Consider the following 25,217-nt stretch of genomic DNA (forward strand, 5'->3'; position numbering starts at 1 on the left):
CCACCTCTCTACCCGCTCGCATCGAGCGAAGTCGAGACACCCATCGACCTGGCGCCATTCCGATGGGTGTCTCGACTTCGCTCGACACGAACGGGTTTTGAGGCTGGCTCTTACGAGATGGTCAGCTCAGCGCCGCCTTCACCCACCCACTGGCCTTGCTCATGTCGAGCTGGCTGCCGAGCCGGTCCTTCACCGCCGCCATCACCTTGCCCATGTCCTTGAGGCTGGTCGCGCCGAGTTCGTCGACGATGCCCCTGATCGCCGCAGTCGCTTCGTCGTCGGAAAGCTGCGCGGGCAGGAAATCCTCGATCACGGCCACTTCCGCCGCCTCGATGTCGGCGAGTTCCTGGCGGCCGCCCTGTTCGTACATGGCGATCGATTCGCGGCGCTGCTTGACCATTTTTTGCAGCACATCGGTGACCAGCACATCGTCGTCGGCCGGCGCGGTGCCGGTCCTGAGTTCGATATCCTTGTCCTTGATCTTCGCCAGCATCAGCCGGATCGTGCCCAGACGCGCCTTGTCGCCGCCCTTCATCGCGGCAACCTGCGCAGCCTTGATGTCATCGCGAATCATGCGTGTCCTCGTGCGCTGCAAATTTCGGAAAGGCCCTCTCTAGCGGGAAGATTCATAATCCGATAGCTTGTGAATCACTTTTTTGCCGCCTAGTTGGTCGGCCGTTTAGCCCCCCGTCCGGAGCATGTTGAATGGCACCTGCCAACCCCTCTGCCGCGCCCAAAACCCCGCCTTCGGGGGCCACCGGCGTCCTCGTTCTCGCCGACGGCACGGTGCTGTGGGGCATCGGCTATGGCGCCAGCGGCGCCGGCGTGGGCGAGATTTGTTTCAATACGGCGATGACCGGCTATCAGGAAATCCTGACCGACCCGAGCTATGCCGGGCAGATCATCACCTTCACCTTTCCGCACATCGGCAATGTCGGCGCGAACCCCGAGGATATGGAGCGCGAAAAGCGCGCCGCGATCGGCTGTATCACGCGCGAACTGCCGACGCTGCCCAGCAACTTCCGCAGCGTCCAGACGCTGCCTGAGTGGATGAAGGCGCAGGGGCTGATCGGGCTTGCCGGCATCGACACGCGCGCGCTGACCCGGCGCATTCGCGATGGCGGTGCCCCGACCGGCGTGGTCGCGCACAGCCCCGACGGCAAGTTCGACCTCGACCGCCTGCTGCTGCTTGCGCAGGGCTGGCCGGGGCTGGAGGGCATGGACCTTGCCAAGACGGTGACGCGCGAACGGCAGGGAAGCTGGGACGCGGGGGTTTGGCATCTGGGGTCCGGTTATGAAGGGTCGGACCACAAGCGCGCTGGCGATGCCGCGCCGCATGTCGTTGCGGTCGATTATGGCGCGAAGGACAATATCTTCCGCAACCTGGTGAAGGCGGGCGCGCGGGTGACGGTGGTGCCTGCGAAGACGAGCCTCGACGAGATCGTCGCGCTGCGCCCGGCGGGCGTCTTCCTGTCGAACGGCCCCGGCGACCCTGCGGCGACGGGCGAATATGCGGTGCCGGTGATCAAGGGGCTGCTCGAACGCAATGTCCCGATCTTCGGCATCTGCCTTGGCCATCAGTTGCTTGGGCTGGCGGCGGGCGCGAAGACGGTGAAGATGCATCAGGGCCACCGCGGCGCGAACCACCCGGTGCAGCGTGTCGGCGGTGATTTTGCGGACGGCGTGGTCGAGATCACCAGCATGAACCACGGCTTTGCAGTCGATGCGGCAACGCTGCCCAAGGGCGTGGTCGAAACGCACAAGAGCCTGTTCGACGGCTCGAACTGCGGTATCGCGATCGCCGGCAAGAAGGCGTTCAGCGTGCAATATCACCCCGAGGCGAGCCCGGGGCCGCAGGACAGCTTCTATCTGTTCGAGAAGTTCGTGGGCGGGTTGAAGTGATATTTGCAACGCTATTGTTGCTGACGGAGCCACTCGTCCTGACGTGTTCGACGAGAACGCCAGCATGCGTGTCGTCACAACAGTTGCTTCGGGAGGACGCAGCAAAATGTGAGGTCGAGATCGATTTCCGGCCATATTCTGGCGGTGAGGTCGTTATCCTCCACGATGGTGCGCAATTTGAGATCATTGTGCCTGAAAACACTGCGGCGAAGCGCCGTGCCTGTATAGCCAAAGCGGTCGAAACTCTACCCGATCGGCTTCACGCGAAACCCTCCGGATCGAAGAAAAAATAATGCCCAAAAGAACCGACATTCAATCCATCCTCGTCATCGGCGCCGGCCCGATCGTTATCGGTCAGGCGTGCGAGTTCGACTATTCGGGGACGCAGGCGATCAAGGCGCTGAAGGAGGAGGGCTATCGCATCGTCCTCGTCAACTCCAACCCGGCGACGATCATGACCGATCCCGACCTCGCCGACGCGACCTATGTCGAACCGATCACCCCCGAGATCGTCGCCAAGATCATCGAAAAGGAGCGCCCCGACGCGGTGCTGCCGACGATGGGCGGGCAGACCGCGCTCAACACCGCGCTGGCGCTGTTCAACGACGGCACGCTGACGAAGTACGGCGTCGAGATGATCGGCGCCGATGCCGAGGCGATCGACAAGGCCGAGGACCGGCAGAAGTTCCGCGATGCGATGGACAAGATCGGGCTTGAGAGCGCGCGCAGCGGCGTCGCGCACACGCTCGACGAGGCGTTTGCGGTGCTCGAACGCACCGGGCTGCCCTCGATCATCCGTCCGTCGTTCACGCTCGGCGGTACCGGCGGCGGCATCGCCTATAACCGCGAGGAGTTCGAGCATATCGTCCGCGGCGGCCTGATCGCCTCGCCGACCACCGAAGTCCTGATCGAGGAATCTCTCCTCGGCTGGAAAGAATATGAGATGGAGGTGGTGCGCGACCGCAAGGACAATTGCATCATCATCTGTTCGATCGAGAATGTCGATCCGATGGGCGTCCACACCGGCGACAGCATCACCGTCGCCCCCGCGCTGACGCTGACCGACAAGGAATATCAGATCATGCGCAACGCGAGCATCGCGGTGCTGCGCGAGATCGGCGTCGAAACGGGCGGGTCGAACGTCCAGTTCGCGGTGAACCCGAAGGACGGCCGCCTGATCGTGATCGAGATGAACCCGCGCGTGTCGCGCTCGTCCGCGCTCGCGTCGAAGGCGACGGGTTTCCCGATCGCCAAGGTCGCGGCGAAGCTGGCGGTCGGCTACACGCTCGACGAGATCATGAACGACATCACCGGCGTGACCCCGGCGTCATTCGAACCGACCATCGACTATGTCGTCACCAAGATACCGCGTTTTGCCTTCGAAAAGTTCAAGGGCGCCGAGGCGACGCTGTCGACCGCGATGAAGTCGGTCGGCGAGGTGATGGCGATCGGGCGTACCATCCATGAGTCTTTGCAAAAGGCGCTGCGCGGGCTGGAAACGGGCCTGAGCGGCTTCAACTTCGTCGACCGCCTCAAGGGCGCGACGCACGACCAGCTCCGCAACGAACTCGCACAGCGCACCCCCGACCGGCTGCTCAACACCGCGCAGGCGATCCGCGAGGGGCTGCCGCTCGCCGAGATTAACCGCGTTGCGGGTTACGACATGTGGTTCCTCGAACGCATCGCCGAAATCGTCGCCGCCGAACAGGATGTCTGCGAAAACGGCCTGCCGCGTGATGCCGAGGGGCTGCGCAAGCTCAAGGCGATGGGTTTTTCCGACAAGCGCCTCGCCTATCTCGCGCTCCAGTCGGCGAACCTTCACCCCGGCACGCGCCGCGCAACCGCGCGTGGGTCGGGGCTGATCCACGAAGCGGTGAAGGCAATGACCGGCGGCGTCACCGAGGCCGAAGTGCGCGCGCTGCGCCACAAGCTCGGCGTGCGGCCGGTGTTCAAGACGATCGACACCTGTGCGGCCGAGTTCCAGGCGCAGACGCCCTATCTCTATTCGACCTACGAAGCGCCGACCTTCGGCGAGCCCGAGAATGAGGCGAACCCGTCGGACCGCAGGAAGGTGGTCATCCTCGGCGGCGGTCCGAACCGGATCGGGCAGGGGATCGAGTTCGACTATTGCTGCTGCCATGCCTGCTTCGCGCTCGAAGAGGCTGGCTATGAAACGATCATGATCAACTGCAACCCGGAGACGGTGAGCACCGATTACGACACGTCCGACCGCCTCTATTTCGAGCCGCTGACCGCCGAGGACGTGCTCGAAATCCTGCACGTCGAAATGTCGCGGGGCGAGCTGGTGGGCGTGATCGTTCAGTTCGGCGGCCAGACACCGCTCAAGCTGGCGCAGGCGCTGGCCGAGGCGGGCATCCCGATCCTGGGCACCTCGCCCGACGCGATCGACCTTGCCGAGGACCGCGAGCGTTTCGCGGCGCTGGTCAACAAGCTCGGCCTGAAGCAGCCCGAGAATGGCATCGCGCGCAGCCGCGAGGAAGCCGTCGCGGTCGCGGCGCGCATTGGTTATCCGGTGCTGACGCGCCCCTCCTATGTGCTCGGCGGCCGCGCGATGGAAATCGTCGACGATCAGGCGCAGCTCGAAAATTATATTGAGACCGCGGTGCAGGTGTCGGGCGACTCGCCGGTGCTGATCGACCGTTACCTCCGCGACGCGATCGAGGTCGACGTCGATGCGCTCTGCGACGGGACCGACGTCGTCGTCGCGGGCGTGCTCCAGCATATCGAGGAAGCCGGCGTCCATTCGGGCGACAGCGCCTGTTCGATCCCGCCGTACAGCCTGTCGCCGGCGATCGTCGCCGAGATCGAGCGCCAGGCCGATGCGCTCGCCCGCGCGCTCGAGGTTCGCGGGCTGATGAACATCCAGTTCGCGGTCAAGGACGACGAGGTTTATCTGATCGAGGTCAACCCGCGCGCCAGCCGCACCGTGCCCTTCGTCGCCAAGGCGGTCGGGTCGCCGATCGCCAAGATCGCGGCGCGCGTGATGGCGGGTGAGAAGCTGGCCGACCTGCCGAAGATCAATCGCGACATCAAACATGTCGCGGTCAAGGAAGCCGTCTTCCCCTTCGCGCGCTTCCCGGGCACCGACCCGGTGCTGTCGCCCGAGATGAAGTCCACCGGTGAAGTCATGGGAATCGACAGCGATTTCAACCTTGCCTTTGCCAAGGCACAGCTCGGCGCCGGCGACCGGCTGCCGACGACGGGCCGCGTTTTCGTGTCGGTCAAGGACAGCGACAAGCCGCGCATCATCGATGCCGTCCGCCGCCTCGCCGGCTGGGGCTGGCAGGTCGTCGCGACCGGCGGCACCGCCGATTATCTCGCGGGCGAGGGCGTCGCGGTCGAGCGCGTCAACAAGGTTGCCGAAGGGCGGCCGCATATCGTCGACCGGATCAAGGACGGCGATGTGCAGCTCATCTTCAACACCACCGAAGGATGGCAGTCGCTGCAGGACTCGCAATCGATCCGCGCATCGGCGCTGGCGGCCGATATCGCCTATTATACGACGGCCGCGGCAAGCGACGCTTCGACGCAGGCGATCGGGGCGCTTCGCGCGCGCTCTCTTGAAGTAAAGCCGCTTCAGGACTATTATTGAAGGACCGCTCCCACCCCCGACATTGACGGAAAAGCGGCTCGGCCGCCCCGGCGAAGTTTCGCTGGCGGCGGATTATTGACGAAGGACAACAGGATAATGGCAAGCGTTGAAAAGGTGCCGATGCTGGCGGAAGGTTATGAGAAGCTGAGCGCGCAGCTCTCGGCGCTCAAAGCCGAGCGACCCCTGATCGTCGATGCGATCGAGGAAGCCCGCGCGCATGGCGACCTTTCGGAAAATGCCGAATATCACGCCGCCAAGGAACGTCAGGGCCAGGTCGAAGCGACGATCGGCGATATCGAGGACAAGCTATCGCGCGCGCAGGTGATCGACCCGACGACGCTGTCGGGCGACCGGATCGTGTTCGGCGCGACCGTCACCCTCGCCGACGAGGACGACAAGCCGGTGCGCTATCAGATCGTCGGGCAGGCCGAGGCCGACGCCAAGGACGGCAAGATCAGCTATAATTCGCCGCTCGGCCGCGCGCTGATCGGCCGCCGCGTCGACGACGAGATCGAAGTCACCGTGCCTGCGGGCGACAAATATTATCTGGTGACCAAGATCGAATTCGTCTGAGTGGCGGACGCAGCGCGATGAACCCGCAGCACGCGCCCGTGGTCACGGGCTTTGCGATCGCCTGCACCCTGCTGTTCATCGTCCTGTCGATCGCCGGCTACCAGCAGCAGGCGTTTATCGGCGCGGGCTTTATTCCGGCGCGCTTCGGCGCCGAGCTGATCGCCCCGCCGGGCACGATGCTGCCCTTTTTCCTGACGCCGCTGAGTTCGGCTTTCCTGCACGGCGGGGTGCTGCACCTCGCCTTCAACATGATGGTGCTGCTGTTTCTCGGCCGCCAGCTCGAAGCGCCGCTGGGTTCGGGGCCGATGGCGGTGCTGCTGATCGCCGGCGCCTATGCGGGGTCGCTGGCGCAGTGGCTCGCGAATCCCGCGTCGACCACCGTTGTCGTCGGCGCGAGCGGCGCGATCTCGGCGCTGATCGCGGTCTATGCACTGATCTTCAGCCGCTCGCGGACGCAGGCGATCGGGCCCATCCCCGGCCATTGGGTGCGTGCGCTGTGGCTCGCGGCGGCGTGGATCGGGCTGCAATTGCTGATCGGCATCGCGGGTGGCGGCGGTTTCGGCAACATTGCGATCTGGGCGCATGTCGGCGGCTTTCTCGCCGGGCTGCTGCTCGCGCGGCCTTTGCTCCGCTGGCGGTTCGGGGGGCGGTAGTGCCGGTTGGATTGGGCGTCGGATTTGGCGTGGGAAACGGACGTCAACGGGCCAGGCAGGATTGAAGCTCGCTGCATATTCCTTCGAAGGCACTAAAATAGGAAGCTTCCAGCTTTGCCGACGATAAGCCGAAGGCTGCTCTAGTTTTCGTAAGCCCTATTCTTTCAGCGAGGCGCTCTCCTTCCTCACGGTATGGCGCGTAGAGGTCTTCGGCGGTCAATAGATCGCCCGCGTTTCTCATGCTGTAGTCCGCGACCCAAACGCAATATATGAGGCGCTCAATCGCTGACAGCGCCTCCTCGCCTTTGTCGGCCTTCTTCGCGATAACTTCGTCGCCAATTTCGATAAGCCACGTCTCATTGTCAGATGGATTCATACGGCCCCCAATCTGAGAAACACGTCTTAAATGCCAGCCTCAGGTCCGCAATCAGCTACCCGCCCAGCAATCCGCCCGCCAGCAGCATCGCGACACGCACGTCGATCCCGCAGCCTTCGGCGCGTTTCGCCGCGACGAAATCCGCGATCCCGGCCAGCGGCACGCGGTGGACGACGATATCCTCGCTGTCGACGCCGCCGCCTTCGCCGACTTTGGTCAGGTCTTTCGCGACGAGCAGGGTGAAGCTTTCGCTCACCATCCCGGGCGAGCTGAAAAACTCGCCGACGGTGCGCCAGTTGGCGGCGCGATAGCCGGTTTCTTCCTCCAGCTCGCGTTCGGCAGCAATTTCGGCGGCTTCGCCGGCGGTGTCGTCGCCGACGAGGCCGGCGGGAAGCTCGATGCAGTTCCTGCCCATCGGCACGCGAAATTGCTCGACGAGGATGACGTGGCGGCCGTCTGCGGCCTCATCCATCGCGAGGATCACCGCGGCGTGAATCCCGCGCGAGCGCGAGACATATTCCCACGTTCCCTGCTGTTTGACGGTGACGAATTTTCCTTCCCACCGGGTCTCGATCGGGGCGTCGGGGGCAGGGCGGGCCATGAAATGTCCTTTTTAGATTTCGATCAGCCGGTCGGGCAACTCATTGGGATTTTCGTCGCCCTTGGGGAAATGTTCGGCAAGCACGAGACCCATCTGCGTCACCGCCGCGGCCATGCCGGCGCCCGGCCGTCCGGCGCGAACCTCGTCGATCAGCGCCGCCATCGCGTCGCCCCAGACCTCGGGCACGACCTTGGCCGCGATCGCCTCGTCGGCGACGATGTCGGCGCGATGTTCCTTGAGGCTGAGGTAGAGGAGCACGCCGGTGCGGCCCAAGGTCTTCGCCTCGGTGCCGACCTTGAACAGGTCGACCGCACGGGCGCGGACGCGTGCCGCCAGAATCGCGCGCGGTGTCAGCGCCAGCCGGAGCGGCTGCCACAACAAGATCAGCCACATGCCGATCCATTTGAGCACGCCGACCGCGATCACCGTGCCAAGCCATTCATTGGCGGTGAGTTCGTGCCCCCAGCCGCCGGTGAGGCGATAATAGAGGCCCTGGTAAAATTCGGGGAAAAGCGCGATCACCGACATGGCGAGAAAGGCGATCACACTCGCCCAGACGAGCGCGACATCGTCATAGTCGTTCGATTGCGCCGCGACGACGGTGACGATTTCGCCGCTGGTATGCGCCTCGGCCGCCGCGACCGCGACGGTGACGAGATCATGGTCGGCTTCGCTGACATGGCTGACTTTCATGGCCCTGCTCCCTTACCAGCCGCCCGACGCGCCGCCGCCGCCGAAGCTGCCGCCGCCGCCCGAGAAGCCGCCGAAGCTTCCGCCGCCGCCGCCCCAGCTCGAACCGCCGCCGCCCCAGGACGATCCGCCACCCGATCCCCAGTCATCTTCGTCGCCGCCCCAGACGATGATCGGCGCACCGCCCCACGGGCGGTTCTTGCGATGCTTCTTGCCGCGCCGCCCGAGGCTGGAGAGGATCGGCAGGATGAAGAAGAAAAAGACGATGAAGCCGATGAAGATCAGCCCGCCGATATCGCCGTCGTCGGCGCGGTCGCGTTCTTCGGTCGCGGCCGCCTGCGCGCGCGCGGCGGCTTCCTCGGGCGGGAGCTGGATCTGCTGGGCGATCGCGTTGACGCCGTCCTGGATGCCGCCCGGATAATCATTCGCCTTGAATTTGGGCGTCACGACGTCGCGGATGATCCGCCCAGACAGCGCGTCGGTGAGCACGGGTTCGAGCCCGAGGCCGACCGAGATGTTCATCCGCCGCTCGTTCGGGGCGATCAGGAAGACGACGCCGTCGTCCTTCGCCTCGTCGCCGATTCCCCAGGCGCGACCAAGCTTGTAGCCGTAATCGGCGATGTCATTGCCCTCGAGGTCGCTGACGGTCGCGACGACCAACTGGTGGCCGGTGGTCGTCTCAAGCTGTTCGAGCTGCGTGTTGAGACTGGCCTCCTCGGCCGGCGGAATGATGTCGGCCTGATCGACGACGCGCCCGGTCAGCTTGGGAAAGGTCTGAGCGGCGGCGGGTGCGGCCGTCAGCAACAGCAGCCCGGTGAGGGCGGCTGTTGCGAGCGGGCGAAACAGGGTGGTTAGGGCCACCTTATTGCCCGAAGTCGACCTTCGGCGCGACGTTGGCGTTCGGCGTCACCGCGCGGTACGGCGTCATCGGCTTGGCGCCATGGACGATCTTGGCGCCGATGATATCGGGGAAGGTGCGGATCGTGGTGTTATAGTCCTGTACCGCGCTGTTATAATCCTGCACCGACACGTTGATCCGGTTTTCGGTGCCTTCGAGCTGCGTCATCAGATCGGCGAAGCGCGCCTGGCTCTTGAGGTCGGGATATTGTTCGACGGTGACGAGCAGGCGGCCGAGCGCGCTCGACACATTGCCCTGCGCTTGCTGGAACGCCTGTACCTTGGCGGGATCTTCGAGATCGTCGGTGCTGAGCTTCACCTGCGTCGCCGAGGCGCGGGCCTGGATCACGCCTTCGAGCGTCGACTGCTCGATCTTCGCGGCGCCCCTCGCGGTCTCGACAAGGTTGGGGATCAGGTCGGCGCGGCGCTGGTAGGCGGCCTCGACATTCGCCCATTTGGCCTTGGCGGCCTCTTCCTTGGTGGGAACGCTGTTGATGCCGCAGGCGGACAGCGACAGTGCGGCAACCGGGACAATCAGCCAGCGGGCAGAACGATAGGTCATGGTCATCAATGCTCCCTCGCGCGGCGTTTTGCCGCAACAATACACATAATAGGATGGCGCTTGCCTTTGTGCAATCCACGCGGCAGTTTCGTTGCTGACCACCAACCTTCCGGGGAGAGCCAAGATGTTGGGAGAATTCAGGGAATTCATCGCGCGCGGCAATGTCATCGACCTTGCGGTCGGTGTCATCATCGGCGGCGCCTTTGCGACGATCACCGGCTCGCTGACCGAGGATCTGATCATGCCGGTTGTTGGCTGGATCTTCGGCGGAGTCGATTTCACCAGCCAGTTCATCCTGCTCGGCAGCGTGCCCGACGGTATTGCGGCGACCGATTATGCGGCGCTCAAGAAAGCCGGGGTCGCGATGGTCGGCTATGGCGCCTTCATTACCGCGGTGATCAACTTCCTGATCCTCGCATGGATCATCTTTCTGATGGTCAAGATGGTGAACCGTGTCCTCCGCAAGGCGCCCGCAGAGCCCGCTGCGCCCGCCGGTCCGACCGAAGTCGACCTGCTTACGGAAATCCGCGACGAACTGAAAAAGAAGTAGTGCGCTTCCGGCTATAGCCGGATCGGCACCGGCCCGCTCCCCCGCCCGGCCTCCCACAGGATAAACTGGATTGGGAGGCTGGGCGGGGGAGTGGGCCGGTGCAGAAACGAGACGAAAATGCCCGCCTGCGCTCTTTCCAAGCGCGGGCGGGCTTCCTATATCAGTCTTGCCGGTTTCGGCCGGCTATGAGGATAAATGGTGTCGTGGAATAGACACAGCGGACCCGGGGGCAGTACCCGGCGGCTCCACCACAAACCCGCGCTTGCTTTTGGGGCGCGCGGGTTTCTGAGGGGGCCGAACCAGGATCGACGTGTGTTCAAAGGCGATATTTTCTTCCGGGCTGAGTAACCCGTTCAAGGCTCAAAACGATAAGTGCTAACGATAACGAAGCACTCGCTCTTGCTGCCTAACCGATAAGCCTCACGGCCTAAGGTTAGACAAATAGAACGCGGTTCGGACCGAACCGGGCAACAGAATCGGATACCAGCGGCTGGGGACGAGCCGGGCAACAGAATCGTCCCACCTTCTCCCTTCGCGGTAGGTCAAAAGGGAGCGGCGAACCGCTCCCTTGCTTCAGCTTCGGCGCAACCTTCAGCTCCCTTGCGGCACATATCCGGTGTCGACGCGCAGATTGTTCTGCACATGCTTCACGCCCGTCACGTCGTCGGCCAAATCCTCGGCGCGGCGTTTGGCGTGCTTGCTGTCGACCTGTCCGCCGAGCGTGACCTCGCCGTCCGACACTGCGACGCTGATCCGCGACGCATCAATCCAGCTGTCCTCGGTCAACTGATCGTTGACATCCTCGCGGATGCGGTCGTCCGACCGGATATAGTCGCTCGGCCCGCGGCCGCGATGGTCGCGGTCGCGACGGCGCTGCGCCTCTTCGTCGCCGAACCACGAGCGGACCTCGTCGCCAGCGCGTTCGAGAAAACCGCGTTCATGGTGCCGGGCGGTGGCCGGATAGACATCGCGACGATAGGTCGAGCGTCCGAAATCCGCGGCCGCATGGGGCAGGGCAGTCGGCCAGCCGTAGAGGTCGGCATAGCTGCCCGCGAGCCAGAGCGGCACACGGTCATAATCGTCGCGCCAATCGCGCCGCGACGCCCGGCCCCGGCCGCGGTAATCGCTGTCGCTGTCGTAGCGCTCGCCGAAGCCATATCCGGCGTAGCCGCCCTGTTCGCGGTCCCAATGTTCGTGTTCGCGGCGATCGCTGTCCGCGCCGTAGCGGCGTGCTTGCCCGCCGCGGTAACGGCCACCGCCGCGCGTTGGATCGAAACCGCCGTAGCGCCGCACGTCGCGCGGTCCGAAGCCGGCTTCGGGGTAGCCGCCATATGCGTGGCCGCCTTCTTCGCGGTTCGCATTCCAATCGTGGAGCGGTTCCGATCGCGTGTCACGATCGTCCTTATCCTCGTTGCCGCTACGACCCTTATAGTCTTGCCGTTCCACCTTGCATCTCCTCGTCTCGTCTGGGGAAGCGGCTGGTGGCACGGCCGGGGGCCGCAGCCCCCAACCTGTCAGACCGACGCGCGCCGGGGCGGCAAGTTCCCCGCGGTTCGACGAAGCGAGTGGAAAAGCTGGCGTCAGGGATGCTCGACGGTGCATAGGCGGTGGTCGCCCAAAGCTTCGATCACCCGGCAGTCGGCGGCGACGCCGCCGCGGCAGCGGCCGACGATGCGCGTCAGTTCGTCGCGGAGCAGCGCAAGCTGCGCGATCTTTTCCTCGACCTGCGCCAGATGCAGGCTGGCGATCCGGTCGGCTTCGCCGCAATCGCGTTCGGGATGATCGGAAAGGTCGAGCAGCGAGCGGATTTCCTCGATCGTGAAACCGAGGTCGCGCGAATGGCGGACGAACGACAGCCGGGCCCGATGCGTGCCGCCATAGCTTCTGTAATTGGCCGCGGTTCGATCGGGCTCCGGGAGCAGGCCGATCCGCTCATAATAGCGGATGGTTTCGATGTTGGTGCCGGTGGCACGCGACAGTTCGCCGATTTTCATTGCTTGACCCTGTAGTTGCTACAGGGTCCATATAGGGTGCCGACTCGAAGATAACAGGAGATTTCGGCGATGGCCGATCAATGCTGTGCAGGGAAAAGCGGCAAGACCGCACTCAACGATCCGAAGTGGCGGCGCGTGCTGTGGATCGCGCTGGTCATCAACGCCGCGATGTTCGGGGTCGAGATCGTCGCCGGGGTTGCGGCGGACTCGCGCGCGCTGCAGGCCGATGCGCTCGATTTCCTCGGCGACAGCGCCAATTATGCGATCAGCCTCGGCGTTGCGGGCATGGCGCTTGCCTGGCGTGCCCGCGCGGCGCTGCTGAAAGCCGTGACGATGCTGTCGTTCGGGCTCTGGGTGTTCGGTTCGGCGATCTGGGGCATTGTGAGCGGGAGTGCGCCGCACGCCGAGACGATGGGGATCATCGGCGCGCTCGCGCTCGCCGCCAATGTCGCGGTCGCGCTGATGCTCTATCGCTACCGCACCGGCGACGCCAACATGCGGTCGGTGTGGATCTGCTCGCGCAACGACGCGATCGGCAATGTCGCGGTGATGGCGGCGGCGCTCGGCGTGTTCGGGACGGGGCAGGGCTGGCCCGATCTCGTCGTCGCGGCGATCATGGCGGGGCTGGCGATCTGGGGCAGCCTCGACGTCTTCCGGCAGGCGCGCGGCGAGTTGGCGACCGCCGCCTAGAAAGCGACGCCGGGACGCAGCACGAGCTGGAAGAAGGCGAGCAGGGCAGCGAGCGCGGCGGCGGGTATGGCCAGCCCGGCTGTGCCGGGCGGTGGCTGGGCCGCGGTGGTGGTCGCCAGTCCGAGCGTCAGCCAGCCGAGGCCGACGATGTGCACGACGAGCGGGATCAGCACGACCTCGACCGGTTCGCGCGGGACGCGAAACGGGATGGTGAGAAGCGTGGCGAGTGCCAGCGTCGCGAGCAGGGCGAGGGCGGTTGCCCGATCCGGCTGGCCCGTCGCGAGTGGATAGCGCCGCGCCAGCGCGCGGCCGGCGGCGAACAGGCCGATTACCGTGAGCGGAAGCAGCGCAAGGCGGAGCAGCGGGCCGATGCCCATATAGGTCAGCGCGCGCCCGACGTCGTTTCCGGCGATCAGGCTACCGACGGCGGCCTGGCTGAGCGCCTGGAACAATCCCTGGAACGCCATCCAGAAAGCGAAGAGCCGCCATGCCGGACGATCCGTTCCGATCCGTCCGGCCAGCCACAGGAAGGCGAGGCCGCTCAGCAGGGTGGCGATTGCGCCGCCGCCCTGCAGCAATTCGGCCACCGGCGCGTCGCCGCGCCAGTCATGGTCGTTGTGGTAGAGGATGGGGTCGAGCCCCGGCACCAGCGCCTTCGGCACGACGAGACCGACCTCCTGAACGAAGAAGGTCAGGCTGAAGGCGAGCGCGCAAAGCAGCGTCGAGGCGGCGAAGATGCGCCTATCGGCGGATTTCGCGCCGGCCCCGGCGGGCAGCCGCAACAGGGCGATTGCCAACGGCAGCAGGCCGATTGCCGCGATCAGCCCCAGCAAGATCCCCATGTCCGTTCCCCGCCGTCGTTACGCTCGTGCGTCCTCAATAAGCGGGCGGATCGCTCGCGGGAAAGGATTCGTCGCTTGCCTGATCGACCTCGTCCCAGCGCCGCCGTGCGGGATCGCGCATCGCGGCCGGGCCTGCCGACCGGGTCTGGACGAAATTTTCGGGATCGGTCTCGTCAGCGGAAAAGGCGGCGGCGTGTTGCGGCGCCTCGCCATCGCGGCGGCGGCGCCAGAGGGCGAATATCCCGGCCCCTGCCGCCAGTCCGGTGGCGAGTGCGGGCAACACATATTTCAGCGGGAAAGATTGCGGGCGTCGAAGCATGGATGTTCCCTCCTGCGATGATAACGGCAAGCGGCCGCCCCGGTTCCCTGCGCGCGCCGCCTTCTACCGCTCGACCTTGGTCACCAAGATGACCGAGGTGGTCGTGCGTTCGATCCCGTCGAGCAGGCCGATCTCGTCGATCAGCTCGTTGAGCTGGGCGGTGTCTTCGGCTTCGAGCATTGCGATGATATCATATTCGCCGCTGATCGCGTGGATCGCCTGCACGAGCGGGATCGCCGCGAGCGCCTGTTCGACCTCGCGATGATAGCGGGGCAGCGTCTTGATCATCATATGCGCGCGCACCCGGCTTGCCGAAAAGGCACGGCCGAGCCGCACCGTATAGCCCGCGACGACCTGTTCTTCCTCCAGCCGCGCGAGACGCGAATAGATCGCGCCGCGCGACAGGCCGAGTTCCTTGGCGAGTTGCGCGATCGTCTGGCGCGCGTCGTCGCGGAGCAGGGTGAGCAGCCGCTCGTCGATCTCGTCGAGGGTGACGCCGCCGTTCGGCATCAGTCGGCCAGCTTTTCGTCGGCGAAAATCGCCGTTGCGGGCGCTCCGCCGACGGTGATTTGGCCGCGGTACATGCCGAGGTCGTTGATCGCGAACGCCGGGCGCCCGTCGGGGCCCATCGCGATCAGCCCGCCGTCGCCGCCGATCGCGCCGACCGCCATGATTGTGTCGTCGGCCGCATCCTTCAGGCTTTCGCCTTTCCATGCGACACGGTCGCAGACCTGCCGCGCGGCGCTTTCGCGGATGAAATATTCGCCCGATCCGGTCGCCGACACCGCGCACTGGCCGTTCTTGGCATAGGTGCCGGCGCCGATGATCGGGCTATCGCCGATGCGACCCCAGCGCTTGCCCGTCATGCCGCCGGTCGACGTGGCGGCGGCAAGATTGCCCTCGGCGTCGAGCGCGACCGCGCCAACGGTGCCGAACAAATGGGCGGGATCGACCGCCGCCTGCTGTCTGGCGCGCCAGGCGAGCAATTGCTGCCAGCGTTCCTCGGTACGGAACCAGGCGGGGTCGGCCTGTTCGAGCCCCTGTTCGACCGAAAAGCGGTCGGCGCCGTCGCGCGCCAGCATGACGTGCGGGCTCTTGTCCATGACGGCACGCGCAAGGTCGATCGGGTGGCGCGTGCGGGTGACGCCGGCGACGGCGCCGGCCTTCAGCGTCTTGCCGTCCATGATCGCCGCGTCTAGTTCGTTCTTGCCCTCGGCAGTGAAGACCGCGCCGCGCCCGGCGTTGAACAGCGGGTTGTCCTCGAGCACGCGGACCGCCGCGGCGACCGCATCGAGTGCCGCGCCGCCCTTGTCGAGCACTGCCGCGCCGGCGCGTAGCGCGGCGTCGAGCCCGGCGCGGTAAGCCTGTTCCTTTTCGGGCGAGAGGGTCCCCCGCTCGATCACCCCGGCGCCGCCGTGGATCGCCAGCGACCAGCGCGGCACCTCTACGATTTCGCCCGCGCGTGCGGCATAGTGGCGCTCGAAGACCGGATTGTCGACGCGGCCCGACGGGAGGTGGACGACCGATCCGGGCCCGACGCCGACCACCTTGACGCGCGGTGCATCGAGGGGGCCGCGGCCGGTGACGCCGCGCAGCGTCGAGCCGTCGACCACCCAGGCATAGCCGTCAGGCGCGGTCGCATAGATGCGTCCGCTGCCGTCGGGTTCGACCGCGAGCGCGGCACTTTCGTCGACCCCGAGGCCGATCATCGCGGGCTGGTCGGCGGGGCGCCCGACCTGCGCCTTGGCAAGAAAGGCGAAGAGGCGGCCGAGGCGGTCGCGTTCCTTGAAATGGGTGTCGGTGACAATGCCCTTGAGCAGCGCGAAATGGACGAAATCGCCCTCGATCGTGTTGGCGGGGCCGAGGGGGGCGGCGAGCGCCTCGGGGCTCTTGATGCTGCCGTCGTCCATCGCGCCGTAAAGCTTCTCGCCCTGCATCGCGAGGCCCGCGCTCGTCCCCGCGAGCGGCTTGCCCGCCGCGACATGCGCGTCGAGAATCTCGGCGACCGGGGTGCCGCGCCAGTAACGGACGTAGCGCGACTGGTCGCCGCCCGCGATGAAGATGCCGTCGGCCTTGCGCAGCCGGTCGAGAATCTTCCGGTTCGTCGATTGCGATCGGTCGTGAAAGACGAAGATTTCAGCCGACTGGATGCCGCCGACCTCGTCGAAGAATTCCTCGCCGATCTCCTTCCCGTAAGAGGCGCTGATCACGACGATATGGCCGTTTCCGGCTTTGCCGAAGAACCATTTCATCGAATCGATATTGCGATCGCCGCCGCCCATCAGGAGCAGCCCGCCCGACACCGGGCCCGGGGTCGGCGTGTTCAGTTTGCCGAACACATAATGTTCGTACGGTTTCGGCTTTGCTTCCTTTGCCGCCGCCGGGGCGAGTGCGAGACCCAGCGCCGCCAGTAGCGGCAGGAGCAGCCTGCGCACGATCATAGCCAACATCCAAAATTCTCCCCCGATGCGCCGATGCGATGGCACGATGTTACATAATAAGCGCAGATAATGACAATATGATTCCGTAAAACGTCATATTGATTGAAATTATCGGAGCTTTCTGGTGAAACGAAAATGCGTCAAATGGGCGCGGGCGCGCCTTGAGTCGCGCCGGGGGACATAAAGGGGTAATTTTGATGCAAGCTCTGGGTACGCGGCCGCTTCGAATCCTGCTGGGGCTGGGCGTCTGCCTGCCGGCGCTGGCCACGCCCGCCTGGGCGCAGGACCCCGAGAACGAGGGCGGGAACGACGAGATAATCGTCACCGGTTCGCGCATCCCGACGATCCGCGACCAGGGTCCGTCGCCGGTCACGACGATCGATTCCGACACGATCCGCGCCAACGGCTATACCAGCGTCCCCGAACTGCTTGCGGCGATGACGCAGAACAGCGGCGAGACGCAGAGCCCGCAATCGGGCAGCAGCGCGGACTTCACGCCCGGCGCGCAGCAGGTCGACCTGCGCGGGCTCGGCCCCAACCACACGCTGGTGCTGGTCAACGGCCGCCGCATCGCGGATTTCCCGCTGCCCTATATCGGCCGCAGCAACTTCACCGACATCTCGAACATCCCGGTCAGCCTGATCGACAAGGTCGAGATTTTGAGCGGTGCCGGGTCGGCGATCTATGGCTCCGACGCGATCGCCGGCGTCGTCAACTTCAAGATGAAGGAAAAGCTCGACGGCATCACGCTCGACTATCGCCACGGGCGGACCCAGCACGGCGGCGGCATGTCGCATCGCTTCACCGCCACCGGCGGCTGGTCGTCGGGGCGTTTCAATATCGTCGGCGGCATCGAATATCTCGATCAGCGCCCGCTCTGGGCTTATGACCGCAGCATCCAGGACAGCACCGACGATAATCCGGTCAGCACGATCGCGCGGCGTACCTTCCTTCGCTACAGCATCGAGAACGACAGCTATATCGATCCGGGCGCCGACACCTGCGCGCGGCTATCCCATCTCAATCGCGGTTCGACCATCTATACCTCGCGGCCGCGCTATGGCGACTATGACCCGGTCATCGATGATTACGGCCCCGGCTATTATTGCGGCAGCAAATCGTCGATCGCCTATGGGACGATCGTGTCGGGGCGCAAGGGCTTCAACAGCTTTGGCAGCATGTCTTACGAACTGTCGGACAACGCCAAACTGTTCACCGATTTCCAGTTCGGGATCAGCAAGGTCCGCCTGATGTACGACGTGACGAGCTGGGCGTTCGAAAATTCGTCGTCGAGTTCGGACAACAGCTTCTACAATGCGTTCGACGGGACGATCGACGATTGGTCGCGCCAGTTCGCGCCGGAGGAAACCGGCGGCTTCGAAATGCAGCGCATCAAGCAGACGACCTACAGCATCACCCCCGGCGTCCGCGGCAATTTCGGCAACGCCTGGAACTATGAACTGTCGTTCAATTACAGCCGCTATCAGTCGGTCGTGCGCTGGCCGCAGATCATCAACCAGAAGGCGCAGGACTTCTTCCTCGGCCCCCAGCTCGGGATCGACGAGGACAGCGGCTATCCGATCTATAACCGCGATCCCGACGTCTATTTTTACCGGGCGCTGACCCCGGCGGAATATGACAGCATTTCGGCCGATACCGTCTATCGCCCGTACAGCTGGACGAACAATCTGCAGGCGACTCTGACCAACGGCGAATTGTTCCAGCTTCCCGCCGGGCCCGTCGGCTTCGCGATGGTCGCCGAATATGGCAAGCAGGGTTACAACCTGCGCCCCGACCCGCTGGCGCTGACCGATTATTATTACAGCTGGAAGGACAGCGACGGCAGGGGCAAGCGCAGCCATGCCGCCATCGGCGGCGAGCTTCGCGTTCCCGTCCTCGACTTCGTTACGCTGTCTGCCGCCGGGCGCTATGACCGCTTCGGTTTTGGCGGGCGCAACGTCGGCAAGTTCACCTATAATGGCGGGCTGGAGGTGCGCCCGACCAGCAGCATGTTGTTCCGCGCGGCCTATGGCACGGCGTTCCGCGCGCCCGATCTCCACTATGTCTTCACCGGCCCGGGCAACGTCCAGAGCAGCGTCGACGATTATTATCTGTGCGGGATCGAGGAGCCCGAGGAAGAAGTCGGCGATTGCAGCTATTCGGGCACCGGCATCGTGGTGAACCGGACGGGCAATCGCGACCTCAAGGCCGAAACGGGCAAGACGCTGACCGCCGGGTTCGTCTTTTCGCCGTCGAGCCGCCTCCATTTCTCGGTCGATTATTTCCGCGTCTCGCTCGACAATCAGGTCGACGATCTCAGCATCGACCAGATTGCCCGCGACGAGGCGGCGTGCCGTCCCGACGCCGATGGCAATATCGAACTCGATCCCAATTCGCCGACCTGCCAGGATGCGATCGCCCGCGTAACCCGCTTTACCAGTGGCGGGCTCGCCGGCCAGATTTCTTCGATCCGGGTCAACCCGATCAACATCGCGCGCGAAAAGACGAGCGGGATCGACGTTGCTTTCCGCGGCACGTTGCCGACCGGTATCGGCGACTTCACCCTGTCGCTCGCGCACAGCCATGTGTTCAAGCACAGCTTCCAGCAATATCCGGGCGATCCGATCGAGAACAAGCTGGCGTTCGACAGCGGCTTCTACCTGCCGCGCGACAAGTCGAACGGCAGCATCACCTGGGCGAGCGACGGGTTGCAATTCACCTTCTCGGGCACCCGTCTCGGCAAGCTGCCGAACTATGACGAGGATGCCTTCATCAAGGCGAGCTATCTATTCAACGCGACGCTGCAATATGATTTCACCGATCATATGCGTGGCTCGCTGACGATCCGGAACCTGTTCGACACCAACCCGGTAAAGGATCCCACGTGGTCGGGCTATCCCTATTACAACACGAGCTGGTTCGACAGCATCGGCCGCAGCGTCTTCCTGCAGCTGACCTACAAGCTCGGCGGCGCGGCGCTCTGATGCGCCGCCGGGTCGCCGGAAGGCGGCCCGGGTTGTCCTGCTGTCCGCAATTTGAGGAAATGAAACAAGGGTCGACGATCGATTGAATCAATCAATAGGGGGTTGCGTCCGATGAAGCCTGTGCTTGCCATGTCCGCCCTGCTGGCCGGTGCCAGCTGGATCACGCCCGCGATCGCCCAGCAGGAATCGCCGCCCGCATCCGATCAGGCGGACGAGGGTAGCAGCGACACCCCCCGCGACGGAATCGTCGTCACCGGTACCCGCATCGCACGGCCCGAGCTCGATTTCGCCAATCCCGTCACCTCCTATTCGGCGGCGACGATCGAACAGTCGGGGCAGACCAGCCTAGCCGATTTCCTCGTCCAGAGCCCGGCGCTTGTCGGCTCGCGCACCGGTGACCTGACCGGCGGCTCGAACCCCGATTTCGGCGAGGCGGGGCTTGACCTCCTCAACCTGCGTAACCTCGGCACCGACCGCACTTTGGTGCTCGTCGACGGACGCCGCCATGTGTCGGGGCTGGCGGGATCGGCGGCGGTCGACATCAATGCGATCCCGACCGACCTTGTCGAGACGGTCGACGTGCTCACCGGCGGGGCGTCGGCAATCTATGGTGCCGACGGCGTATCGGGGGTGGTCAATTTCCGGCTCAAGCATGATTTCGAGGGGCTGACCGCGCGCGGGCAGATCGGTATTTCGGAATATGGCGACGGCGGCAACCAGTTCGGCGCGCTGACCTGGGGCAAGAATTTCGCCGGCGGGCGTGGCAATATCGCGGTCGCCTATGAATATAATCGCGATGCGCGGGTGTCGGATCAGGACCGGCCGTATCTGCGCAATCCGGTGGCGGCGAACCTCTATCGCAACCAGGGCGACATTCCCGACGACCCGAATATCCCCGACAATATCATCTATAACGACGTTCGCTATGCCGACAGTTCGCGCTTCGGCGCGGTCGACGTCGATTTCGATTTCGCTGCCGATTTCGAGGGCAATGGCCGCGTCTATGACCGCGGCCTCGTGCTCGAGGAATCGGGCGGCTATACGCAGGGCGGGTCGAGCACGCCGGTCGACGGCTATCAGGGCGACCTGTTCCCCGGCATCGAGCGGCACCTCGTCAACGCGCTCGGCCATTATGAATTCAGCGACGCGTTCAACCTGTTCGCCGAGGGCAAATATGTCCGTACCCGGACGCGCAGCCTGTCGCAGCCCAATTATGATTTCTACCTTTTCCAGACCGCCGAGAACCCGTTCATGCCGCAGTCGATCCGCGATGCGATCGTGCCGGGGGCGGCGGCCGAATATTTCGAGGATCCCGACACGCCCGACGGGGTGCTGATCACCCGCGACAATTTCGACATGGGCATCAACACCGAAGATGTGACGCGCAAGACGCTGCGCGGCGTGATCGGCGTCAATGGCGCAATCTCCGAGCATGCGAAATATGAGCTGTCCTATGTCTATGGCCAGACGAAGACGCGCGTGCTGTCGCGCGGCAACCGGCTGGAGGCGCAGTGGCAGGCGGCGATCGACGTGGTCACCGATCCCGACACCGGGCTGCCGGTCTGCCGGTCGAGCCTCGACCCCGACGCGCCGCCCGAACTCGACGGCTGCATCCCCTATAATATCTATGGCGAGAATGTCCGCGATCCCGCGGCGATCGATTTCGTGACGACCGACAGCATCAGCTTCTCAAAGGTGACGCAGCAGGTCGTCTCGGGCTCGATCTCGGGCGATTTCGGGGCGCTGTTCGAGCTTCCCGGCGGGCCGATCGGCTTTGCGATCGGCGGCGAATATCGCCGCGAACGCAGCCGTTTCGATCCCGATCCGGCGATTTCGGCGGGGCTGACCTGGGCGGGCGCGGTTCAGCCCGCGTCGGGCGGCTTCACGGTCAAGGAAGCGTTCGGCGAACTCAACGTGCCGCTGCTGAAGGAAATGCCGTTCGCGCACCTCCTGTCGTTCGGCGCCGCGATCCGCTCTTCCGATTACAGCACCATCGGCAACACGACGACGTGGAAGGTCGATGGCGTCTATGCCCCGGTGCGCGACATCTCGTTCCGCGCGACTTATTCGCAGGCGGTGCGCGCGCCGAACATCGCCGAGCTTTTTGCGCCCGCGAGCTCGTCGTACAACTTCATCGTCGATCCGTGCGACACGGCGGAAACGAACAACGGCACCGCGAACCGCGAAGCGAATTGCGCCGCGCTGCTGACCGCGCTCGGCGTCGATCCGACCACCTTCAGCCCGTCGAGCACCCCCCAGGCAAGCGTCTTCACCGAAGGTCTCGCGGGCGGCAATGTGAACCTGCGCGAGGAAACCGCGAAGACATGGACCGCAGGCGTCGTGCTGCGGCCGAGCTTCCTTCCTGGGTTCAGCCTGTCGGCCGACTGGTACGACATCAAGATCAAGGATGCGATCAACACGCCGCAGGCCGAGGAACTGGCAGAGCTATGCGTCGACCAGCCGACGCTGGACAATCAGTTCTGCCCGGGCATCACCCGCGACCCGGATACGGGCTATATCATCGGTTTCAACGTCAAGCCCGACAATGTCGCGGGTTTCCGGACCGCCGGGCTCGACCTGACGCTCGCCTATCGTTTGCGCACCGATAATCTCGGCACCTTCAACATCTCGCTCGTCGGCAATTATCTCGACCGGCTGGAATTCGTCGCCAGCCCGGGCGCGACACTCGATTCCGACCGCGGCGAGCAATATATTCCAAAGTATAGCGCCAGTTTCGACTTGGGCTGGCAAAAGGGGCCGGTAACCGTCGCCTATGGCATCACCTGGTTCAGCAAGACCGACCGTTTCGTCGCCGAAGATCTGGCGGGCGATCCCGATTACAGCGACCCGCGCTTCTTCAAGGTGAAGGAGAAGTGGGAGCATGACCTGCAGGTCGGCATCGATGTGGGCGACCGCTTCAACGTCTATGCGGGCGTCAACAACCTCTTCGACGAAAAGCCGGCTTTCGGATACGCAAGCTATCCGGTTTCGGCGATGGGCCGCTACTTCTATACGGGCGTGAAAGTCGTGCTGGGGGCAGCGAAGTGAGGCAGGGGCGAATGCGGACACTCATTCTCGCGGGCGCTGCGCTTGGCGCGATGCCGGGGGTTGCCGCGGCACAATCGGCGCCGGTCACGCTTGAGGATATCCACAAGCTCGCCGATGTCGCCGGGCCCAGCTTTTCGCCCGACGGCAGCCGGATCGCCTATAGCGTGGCGGTCAACGACACCAAGCTCGATGCCGAGAAGAGCGATTTGTGGACGGTGCCGTGGCAGGGCGGGGCGCCCGTCCAGCTCACCAAGACCCCCGCGACGAGCGAATGGCAGCCGCGCTATAGCGCCGACGGCAGGACGATCCTGTTCCTGAGCGATGCGGGGGCGCAGAAAAAGCCGGGCGCCGACCCCGACGACACCAAGGAAGAGGAAGACGAGAATACGCAGTTGTGGCGCATGCCCGCGGGCGGCGGCGCGGCGCGGCAGGTGACGACGCTCGCTGGCGGGATCAGCGACTACGCGCTGTCGCCCGACGGCAAGCGCGCCGTCGTGGTGGCGGAGATCGGCAAGCATGTCGGCAGCAAGGCGAAGACGCCGCCCCCGGTCGAGACTGAGCGTTTCTTCTTCAAGCAAGACGGTCGGGGCTATCTCGACGACCGTACCCAGCAATTGTTCGTCGTCGATATCGCGACCGGCAAGGCGACGCAGGTCACAGCCGGCGCGCGCGACCACTGGCATCCGGCCTGGTCGCCCGACGGCAAATGGATCGCCTATACCGCCAAGGATCATGGCGACGCCGACCGGACGCTGAACTACGATATTTTCGTCGTCGCGCCCGAAGGCGGCGAACCGCGCCGGATCAGCACCTCGCCGGGCGCCGACGGCGATCCCGACTGGGGCTCGGGCCCGGCCTGGTCACCGGATTCACGCAAGCTCGTCTGGCTCGAAGGTGCCGAGGACAAGTGGATCTATTATGGCTCGCCGCAGATGGTCGTTGCCGACGTCGTCGATGGTACAACCTCTCGGCCGGCGCGGATCGACCGCTGGTTCTATCATCCGCGCTGGACCCCCGACGGCCAGTTGATCGCGCTGATCGAGCAGGATCGCGACACCTGGCTGGCAAAGATCGATCCGGGCACCAGCGCGATCACCTATCTGACTGAAGGCGCGCGGCTCGGGTACGACTATGCCGTCGCCACGAACGGCCGGATCGCGGTGCTCGACACCGACGCGAGCAGTCCGGCCGAGATCAAGGCGGTGGGCGACATGCGCCTGCTGACGCATCATAACGACTGGCTTAAAACGCGCGCGCTGGGCTCGATCCAGGATGTCGCGTTCAAGAGCGGCGATGCGGAAATCCACGGTTTCCTGACCCTGCCGCCCGACTATGACCCGGCGAAGCGCTACCCGCTGATCGCCGACCTGCATGGCGGACCCGTTTACCAGCACAGCCATGAGTTCGACATCGACGCGCGGCTCTATGCCGCGGCGGGCTATGCGGTGCTCAAGATCAATCCGCGCGGCTCGTCGGGGCGCGGCTTCGATTTTTCGCGCGCCATCTATGCCGACTGGGGCAACCTCGACGTCAAGGACATCAGCGCCGGGATCAGCCATGCGATCGATATCGGCGTCGCCGATCCCGACCGCATCGGGGTCGGCGGCTGGAGCTATGGCGGCATCCTCACCGATTACATGATCGCCAGCGACAAACGCATCAAGGCGGCAGTGTCGGGGGCGGGGGTCGCCAACGTGCTGGCGACCTTCGGCGTCGACATGTATGCGCGCGAATATATCCTCGAGCTCGGGACCCCGTGGGAGAATTTCGAGGTCTGGCGTAAGCTGGGCTATCCCTTCCTCCACCCCGAACGGATCACCGCGCCGACCCTGTTCCAGTGTGCCGACGCCGACGACAATGTGCCCTGCGTCGGTGCGGAGCAAATGTACCTTGCGCTCAAGACACGTGGCGTACCGACGAAGTTGATCGTCTATCCCGGCGAAAATCACGGGCTTACGGTGCCGAGCTATCTTGTGCACCGGATGCGCAGCAACATCGCCTGGTACGACCGCTGGCTTAAGAGATAGGCGTTATTTCAGCCTGACCGGTTCCGAACAGGCGCTCTTCGTCAGCAGCATATGTTTATATGTGAAGGCCTTGCGTGGCCGAAAGAAATAAGGCTGCACCGTGCCTCCCTATTTAAGCTGCGATCCCATCATTCTGAATAATGGTGTGCTTCGTACCGCGAATGGGAGAGATATTGCGACGAAATTCGTGACCTATATTGTCATCGATTGCCCGGTATCGAGATTTATCAGAAATTCTATCGCTGCGTGCGGAAAATATCCTCGATGAATCAGGTTTGGGGTAGCTATCGATCCGTTCGCTGCTGGCCCGTCGGGCCGGTTCCGCGAGTATTTGGTGCGAGCATGCGCCAAGAGCTAGAATCGCTAACGCTGTGAGCGAAAATTATTGGTTTGCGAATGCAACCGACTGATCCGAAATATGGGAACAACGAAAAATGTCGGGCACGAACCCGGCA

Annotated in this window: 21 protein-coding genes and 1 other RNA gene; 10 read left to right on the top strand and 12 right to left on the bottom strand. The window is 64.5% G+C overall.

Going from position 1 to position 25,217, the window contains the following annotated elements; translation table 11 throughout:
• Nucleotides 1–121: 121 nt before the first annotated feature.
• The gene (locus AN936_RS03055) at nucleotides 122–574 is read right to left on the bottom strand and encodes a GatB/YqeY domain-containing protein (RefSeq protein WP_054586846.1); all 453 of its coding nucleotides are present in this window, start codon (nucleotides 572–574) and stop codon (nucleotides 122–124) included.
• A 131-nt stretch (nucleotides 575–705) separates the two neighbouring features.
• On the opposite strand from AN936_RS03055, the gene carA reads away from it, so the two are divergent.
• The 4 genes from carA (at nucleotide 706) to AN936_RS03075 (ending at nucleotide 6,741) form a co-directional block, all read left to right on the top strand.
• Entirely contained in the window at nucleotides 706–1,902 is a 1,197-nt protein-coding gene (gene carA, locus AN936_RS03060; protein WP_054586847.1) for a glutamine-hydrolyzing carbamoyl-phosphate synthase small subunit, read from the top strand.
• Between the two features lie 292 nt (nucleotides 1,903–2,194).
• Nucleotides 2,195–5,515, top strand: a complete 3,321-nt coding sequence (carB, locus tag AN936_RS03065) for a carbamoyl-phosphate synthase large subunit (RefSeq protein ID WP_054586848.1) — start codon at nucleotides 2,195–2,197, stop codon at nucleotides 5,513–5,515.
• A 96-nt stretch (nucleotides 5,516–5,611) separates the two neighbouring features.
• Entirely contained in the window at nucleotides 5,612–6,088 is a 477-nt protein-coding gene (greA, locus tag AN936_RS03070; RefSeq protein ID WP_054586849.1) for a transcription elongation factor GreA, read from the top strand.
• 17 nt (nucleotides 6,089–6,105) lie between these two features.
• The gene (locus AN936_RS03075) at nucleotides 6,106–6,741 is read left to right on the top strand and encodes a rhomboid family intramembrane serine protease (protein ID WP_054586850.1); all 636 of its coding nucleotides are present in this window, start codon (nucleotides 6,106–6,108) and stop codon (nucleotides 6,739–6,741) included.
• Between the two features lie 43 nt (nucleotides 6,742–6,784).
• Here the strand turns inward: AN936_RS03075 and AN936_RS03080 are convergent, their stop codons facing one another.
• Genes AN936_RS03080 through AN936_RS03100 form a run of 5 tightly spaced genes read right to left on the bottom strand, consistent with a single transcriptional unit; the run spans nucleotide 6,785 to nucleotide 9,873 of the window.
• Nucleotides 6,785–7,117 (bottom strand): hypothetical protein, encoded by a 333-nt coding sequence (locus AN936_RS03080; protein ID WP_054586851.1) that lies wholly within the window; start codon nucleotides 7,115–7,117, stop codon nucleotides 6,785–6,787.
• Between the two features lie 55 nt (nucleotides 7,118–7,172).
• Entirely contained in the window at nucleotides 7,173–7,718 is a 546-nt protein-coding gene (locus AN936_RS03085; RefSeq protein ID WP_054586852.1) for an NUDIX hydrolase, read from the bottom strand.
• Nucleotides 7,719–7,730: 12 nt separating this feature from the next.
• Complete coding sequence (locus tag AN936_RS03090; protein ID WP_054586853.1) at nucleotides 7,731–8,411, bottom strand: TPM domain-containing protein; 681 nt, start codon at nucleotides 8,409–8,411, stop codon at nucleotides 7,731–7,733.
• 12 nt (nucleotides 8,412–8,423) lie between these two features.
• Nucleotides 8,424–9,269, bottom strand: a complete 846-nt coding sequence (locus AN936_RS03095; RefSeq protein ID WP_420496832.1) for a TPM domain-containing protein — start codon at nucleotides 9,267–9,269, stop codon at nucleotides 8,424–8,426.
• A 1-nt stretch (nucleotide 9,270) separates the two neighbouring features.
• Nucleotides 9,271–9,873, bottom strand: coding sequence for a LemA family protein (locus tag AN936_RS03100; protein ID WP_054586854.1), 603 nt, complete (start codon nucleotides 9,871–9,873; stop codon nucleotides 9,271–9,273).
• 118 nt (nucleotides 9,874–9,991) lie between these two features.
• On the opposite strand from AN936_RS03100, the gene mscL reads away from it, so the two are divergent.
• Both mscL and ssrA read left to right on the top strand, forming a co-directional pair.
• A complete protein-coding gene (gene mscL, locus AN936_RS03105) occupies nucleotides 9,992–10,417 on the top strand; it encodes a large conductance mechanosensitive channel protein MscL (RefSeq protein ID WP_054586855.1) in 426 nt (141 codons plus the stop codon).
• 129 nt (nucleotides 10,418–10,546) lie between these two features.
• Nucleotides 10,547–10,902: a transfer-messenger RNA gene (gene ssrA / locus AN936_RS23950) on the top strand.
• Nucleotides 10,903–11,008: 106 nt separating this feature from the next.
• Here ssrA and AN936_RS25370 read toward each other — a convergent pair.
• The gene (locus AN936_RS25370) at nucleotides 11,009–11,863 is read right to left on the bottom strand and encodes a BON domain-containing protein (protein WP_054586856.1); all 855 of its coding nucleotides are present in this window, start codon (nucleotides 11,861–11,863) and stop codon (nucleotides 11,009–11,011) included.
• 134 nt (nucleotides 11,864–11,997) lie between these two features.
• Complete coding sequence (locus AN936_RS03115) at nucleotides 11,998–12,411, bottom strand: MerR family transcriptional regulator (protein WP_054586857.1); 414 nt, start codon at nucleotides 12,409–12,411, stop codon at nucleotides 11,998–12,000.
• Between the two features lie 69 nt (nucleotides 12,412–12,480).
• Here AN936_RS03115 and AN936_RS03120 point away from each other — a divergent pair, with 69 nt between their 5' ends.
• A complete protein-coding gene (locus AN936_RS03120) occupies nucleotides 12,481–13,101 on the top strand; it encodes a cation transporter (protein ID WP_054586858.1) in 621 nt (206 codons plus the stop codon).
• On the opposite strand, the gene AN936_RS03125 is transcribed toward AN936_RS03120, so the two are convergent.
• From AN936_RS03125 to AN936_RS25840, 4 genes are all read right to left on the bottom strand, one after another.
• Nucleotides 13,098–13,943, bottom strand: coding sequence for a hypothetical protein (locus AN936_RS03125; RefSeq protein ID WP_054586859.1), 846 nt, complete (start codon nucleotides 13,941–13,943; stop codon nucleotides 13,098–13,100). The two genes, AN936_RS03120 and AN936_RS03125, sit on opposite strands and share 4 nt — an antisense overlap.
• A gap of 34 nt (nucleotides 13,944–13,977) precedes the next feature.
• Complete coding sequence (locus tag AN936_RS03130) at nucleotides 13,978–14,262, bottom strand: hypothetical protein (protein ID WP_234715727.1); 285 nt, start codon at nucleotides 14,260–14,262, stop codon at nucleotides 13,978–13,980.
• A 63-nt stretch (nucleotides 14,263–14,325) separates the two neighbouring features.
• Entirely contained in the window at nucleotides 14,326–14,772 is a 447-nt protein-coding gene (locus AN936_RS03135) for an Lrp/AsnC family transcriptional regulator (RefSeq protein ID WP_054586860.1), read from the bottom strand.
• On the bottom strand, nucleotides 14,772–16,712 hold the full coding sequence (locus tag AN936_RS25840; protein ID WP_335337298.1) for an isoaspartyl peptidase/L-asparaginase: 1,941 nt from the start codon (nucleotides 16,710–16,712) through the stop codon (nucleotides 14,772–14,774). Before AN936_RS25840 ends, AN936_RS03135 begins: the two co-directional genes overlap by 1 nt.
• Nucleotides 16,713–16,900: 188 nt before the next feature.
• Between AN936_RS25840 and AN936_RS03145 the strand changes: the two genes are divergently transcribed.
• The 3 genes from AN936_RS03145 to AN936_RS03155 all read left to right on the top strand — a co-directional run bounded on the left by AN936_RS03145 (nucleotide 16,901) and on the right by AN936_RS03155 (nucleotide 24,762).
• A complete protein-coding gene (locus AN936_RS03145; protein ID WP_054586862.1) occupies nucleotides 16,901–19,687 on the top strand; it encodes a TonB-dependent receptor plug domain-containing protein in 2,787 nt (928 codons plus the stop codon).
• 111 nt (nucleotides 19,688–19,798) lie between these two features.
• Entirely contained in the window at nucleotides 19,799–22,735 is a 2,937-nt protein-coding gene (locus AN936_RS03150) for a TonB-dependent receptor domain-containing protein (protein ID WP_054586863.1), read from the top strand.
• 11 nt (nucleotides 22,736–22,746) lie between these two features.
• Complete coding sequence (locus AN936_RS03155) at nucleotides 22,747–24,762, top strand: S9 family peptidase (protein WP_084758142.1); 2,016 nt, start codon at nucleotides 22,747–22,749, stop codon at nucleotides 24,760–24,762.
• Nucleotides 24,763–25,217: the final 455 nt, after the last annotated feature.

Origin of the sequence: Sphingopyxis macrogoltabida, from assembly GCF_001307295.1 — a bacterium.
Classification (GTDB): domain Bacteria; phylum Pseudomonadota; class Alphaproteobacteria; order Sphingomonadales; family Sphingomonadaceae; genus Sphingopyxis; species Sphingopyxis macrogoltabida_B.

What these genes read in the sequence shown, in the direction of transcription:
- greA (WP_054586849.1), top strand. Translation starts at nt 5,612, where the DNA reads ATGGCAAGCGTTGAAAAGGTGCCGATGCTGGCGGAAGGTTATGAGAAG.
- AN936_RS03130 (WP_234715727.1), bottom strand. Translation starts at nt 14,262, where the DNA reads ATGCTTCGACGCCCGCAATCTTTCCCGCTGAAATATGTGTTGCCCGCA.
- AN936_RS03120 (WP_054586858.1), top strand. Translation starts at nt 12,481, where the DNA reads ATGGCCGATCAATGCTGTGCAGGGAAAAGCGGCAAGACCGCACTCAAC.
- AN936_RS03100 (WP_054586854.1), bottom strand. Translation starts at nt 9,873, where the DNA reads ATGACCATGACCTATCGTTCTGCCCGCTGGCTGATTGTCCCGGTTGCC.
- AN936_RS03125 (WP_054586859.1), bottom strand. Translation starts at nt 13,943, where the DNA reads ATGGGGATCTTGCTGGGGCTGATCGCGGCAATCGGCCTGCTGCCGTTG.
- AN936_RS03055 (WP_054586846.1), bottom strand. Translation starts at nt 574, where the DNA reads ATGATTCGCGATGACATCAAGGCTGCGCAGGTTGCCGCGATGAAGGGC.
- AN936_RS03145 (WP_054586862.1), top strand. Translation starts at nt 16,901, where the DNA reads ATGCAAGCTCTGGGTACGCGGCCGCTTCGAATCCTGCTGGGGCTGGGC.
- AN936_RS03075 (WP_054586850.1), top strand. Translation starts at nt 6,106, where the DNA reads ATGAACCCGCAGCACGCGCCCGTGGTCACGGGCTTTGCGATCGCCTGC.
- AN936_RS25840 (WP_335337298.1), bottom strand. Translation starts at nt 16,712, where the DNA reads ATGTTGGCTATGATCGTGCGCAGGCTGCTCCTGCCGCTACTGGCGGCG.
- carA (WP_054586847.1), top strand. Translation starts at nt 706, where the DNA reads ATGGCACCTGCCAACCCCTCTGCCGCGCCCAAAACCCCGCCTTCGGGG.
- mscL (WP_054586855.1), top strand. Translation starts at nt 9,992, where the DNA reads ATGTTGGGAGAATTCAGGGAATTCATCGCGCGCGGCAATGTCATCGAC.
- AN936_RS03115 (WP_054586857.1), bottom strand. Translation starts at nt 12,411, where the DNA reads ATGAAAATCGGCGAACTGTCGCGTGCCACCGGCACCAACATCGAAACC.
- AN936_RS03135 (WP_054586860.1), bottom strand. Translation starts at nt 14,772, where the DNA reads ATGCCGAACGGCGGCGTCACCCTCGACGAGATCGACGAGCGGCTGCTC.
- AN936_RS03155 (WP_084758142.1), top strand. Translation starts at nt 22,747, where the DNA reads ATGCGGACACTCATTCTCGCGGGCGCTGCGCTTGGCGCGATGCCGGGG.
- AN936_RS03090 (WP_054586853.1), bottom strand. Translation starts at nt 8,411, where the DNA reads ATGAAAGTCAGCCATGTCAGCGAAGCCGACCATGATCTCGTCACCGTC.
- AN936_RS03150 (WP_054586863.1), top strand. Translation starts at nt 19,799, where the DNA reads ATGAAGCCTGTGCTTGCCATGTCCGCCCTGCTGGCCGGTGCCAGCTGG.
- AN936_RS03085 (WP_054586852.1), bottom strand. Translation starts at nt 7,718, where the DNA reads ATGGCCCGCCCTGCCCCCGACGCCCCGATCGAGACCCGGTGGGAAGGA.
- carB (WP_054586848.1), top strand. Translation starts at nt 2,195, where the DNA reads ATGCCCAAAAGAACCGACATTCAATCCATCCTCGTCATCGGCGCCGGC.
- AN936_RS03080 (WP_054586851.1), bottom strand. Translation starts at nt 7,117, where the DNA reads ATGAATCCATCTGACAATGAGACGTGGCTTATCGAAATTGGCGACGAA.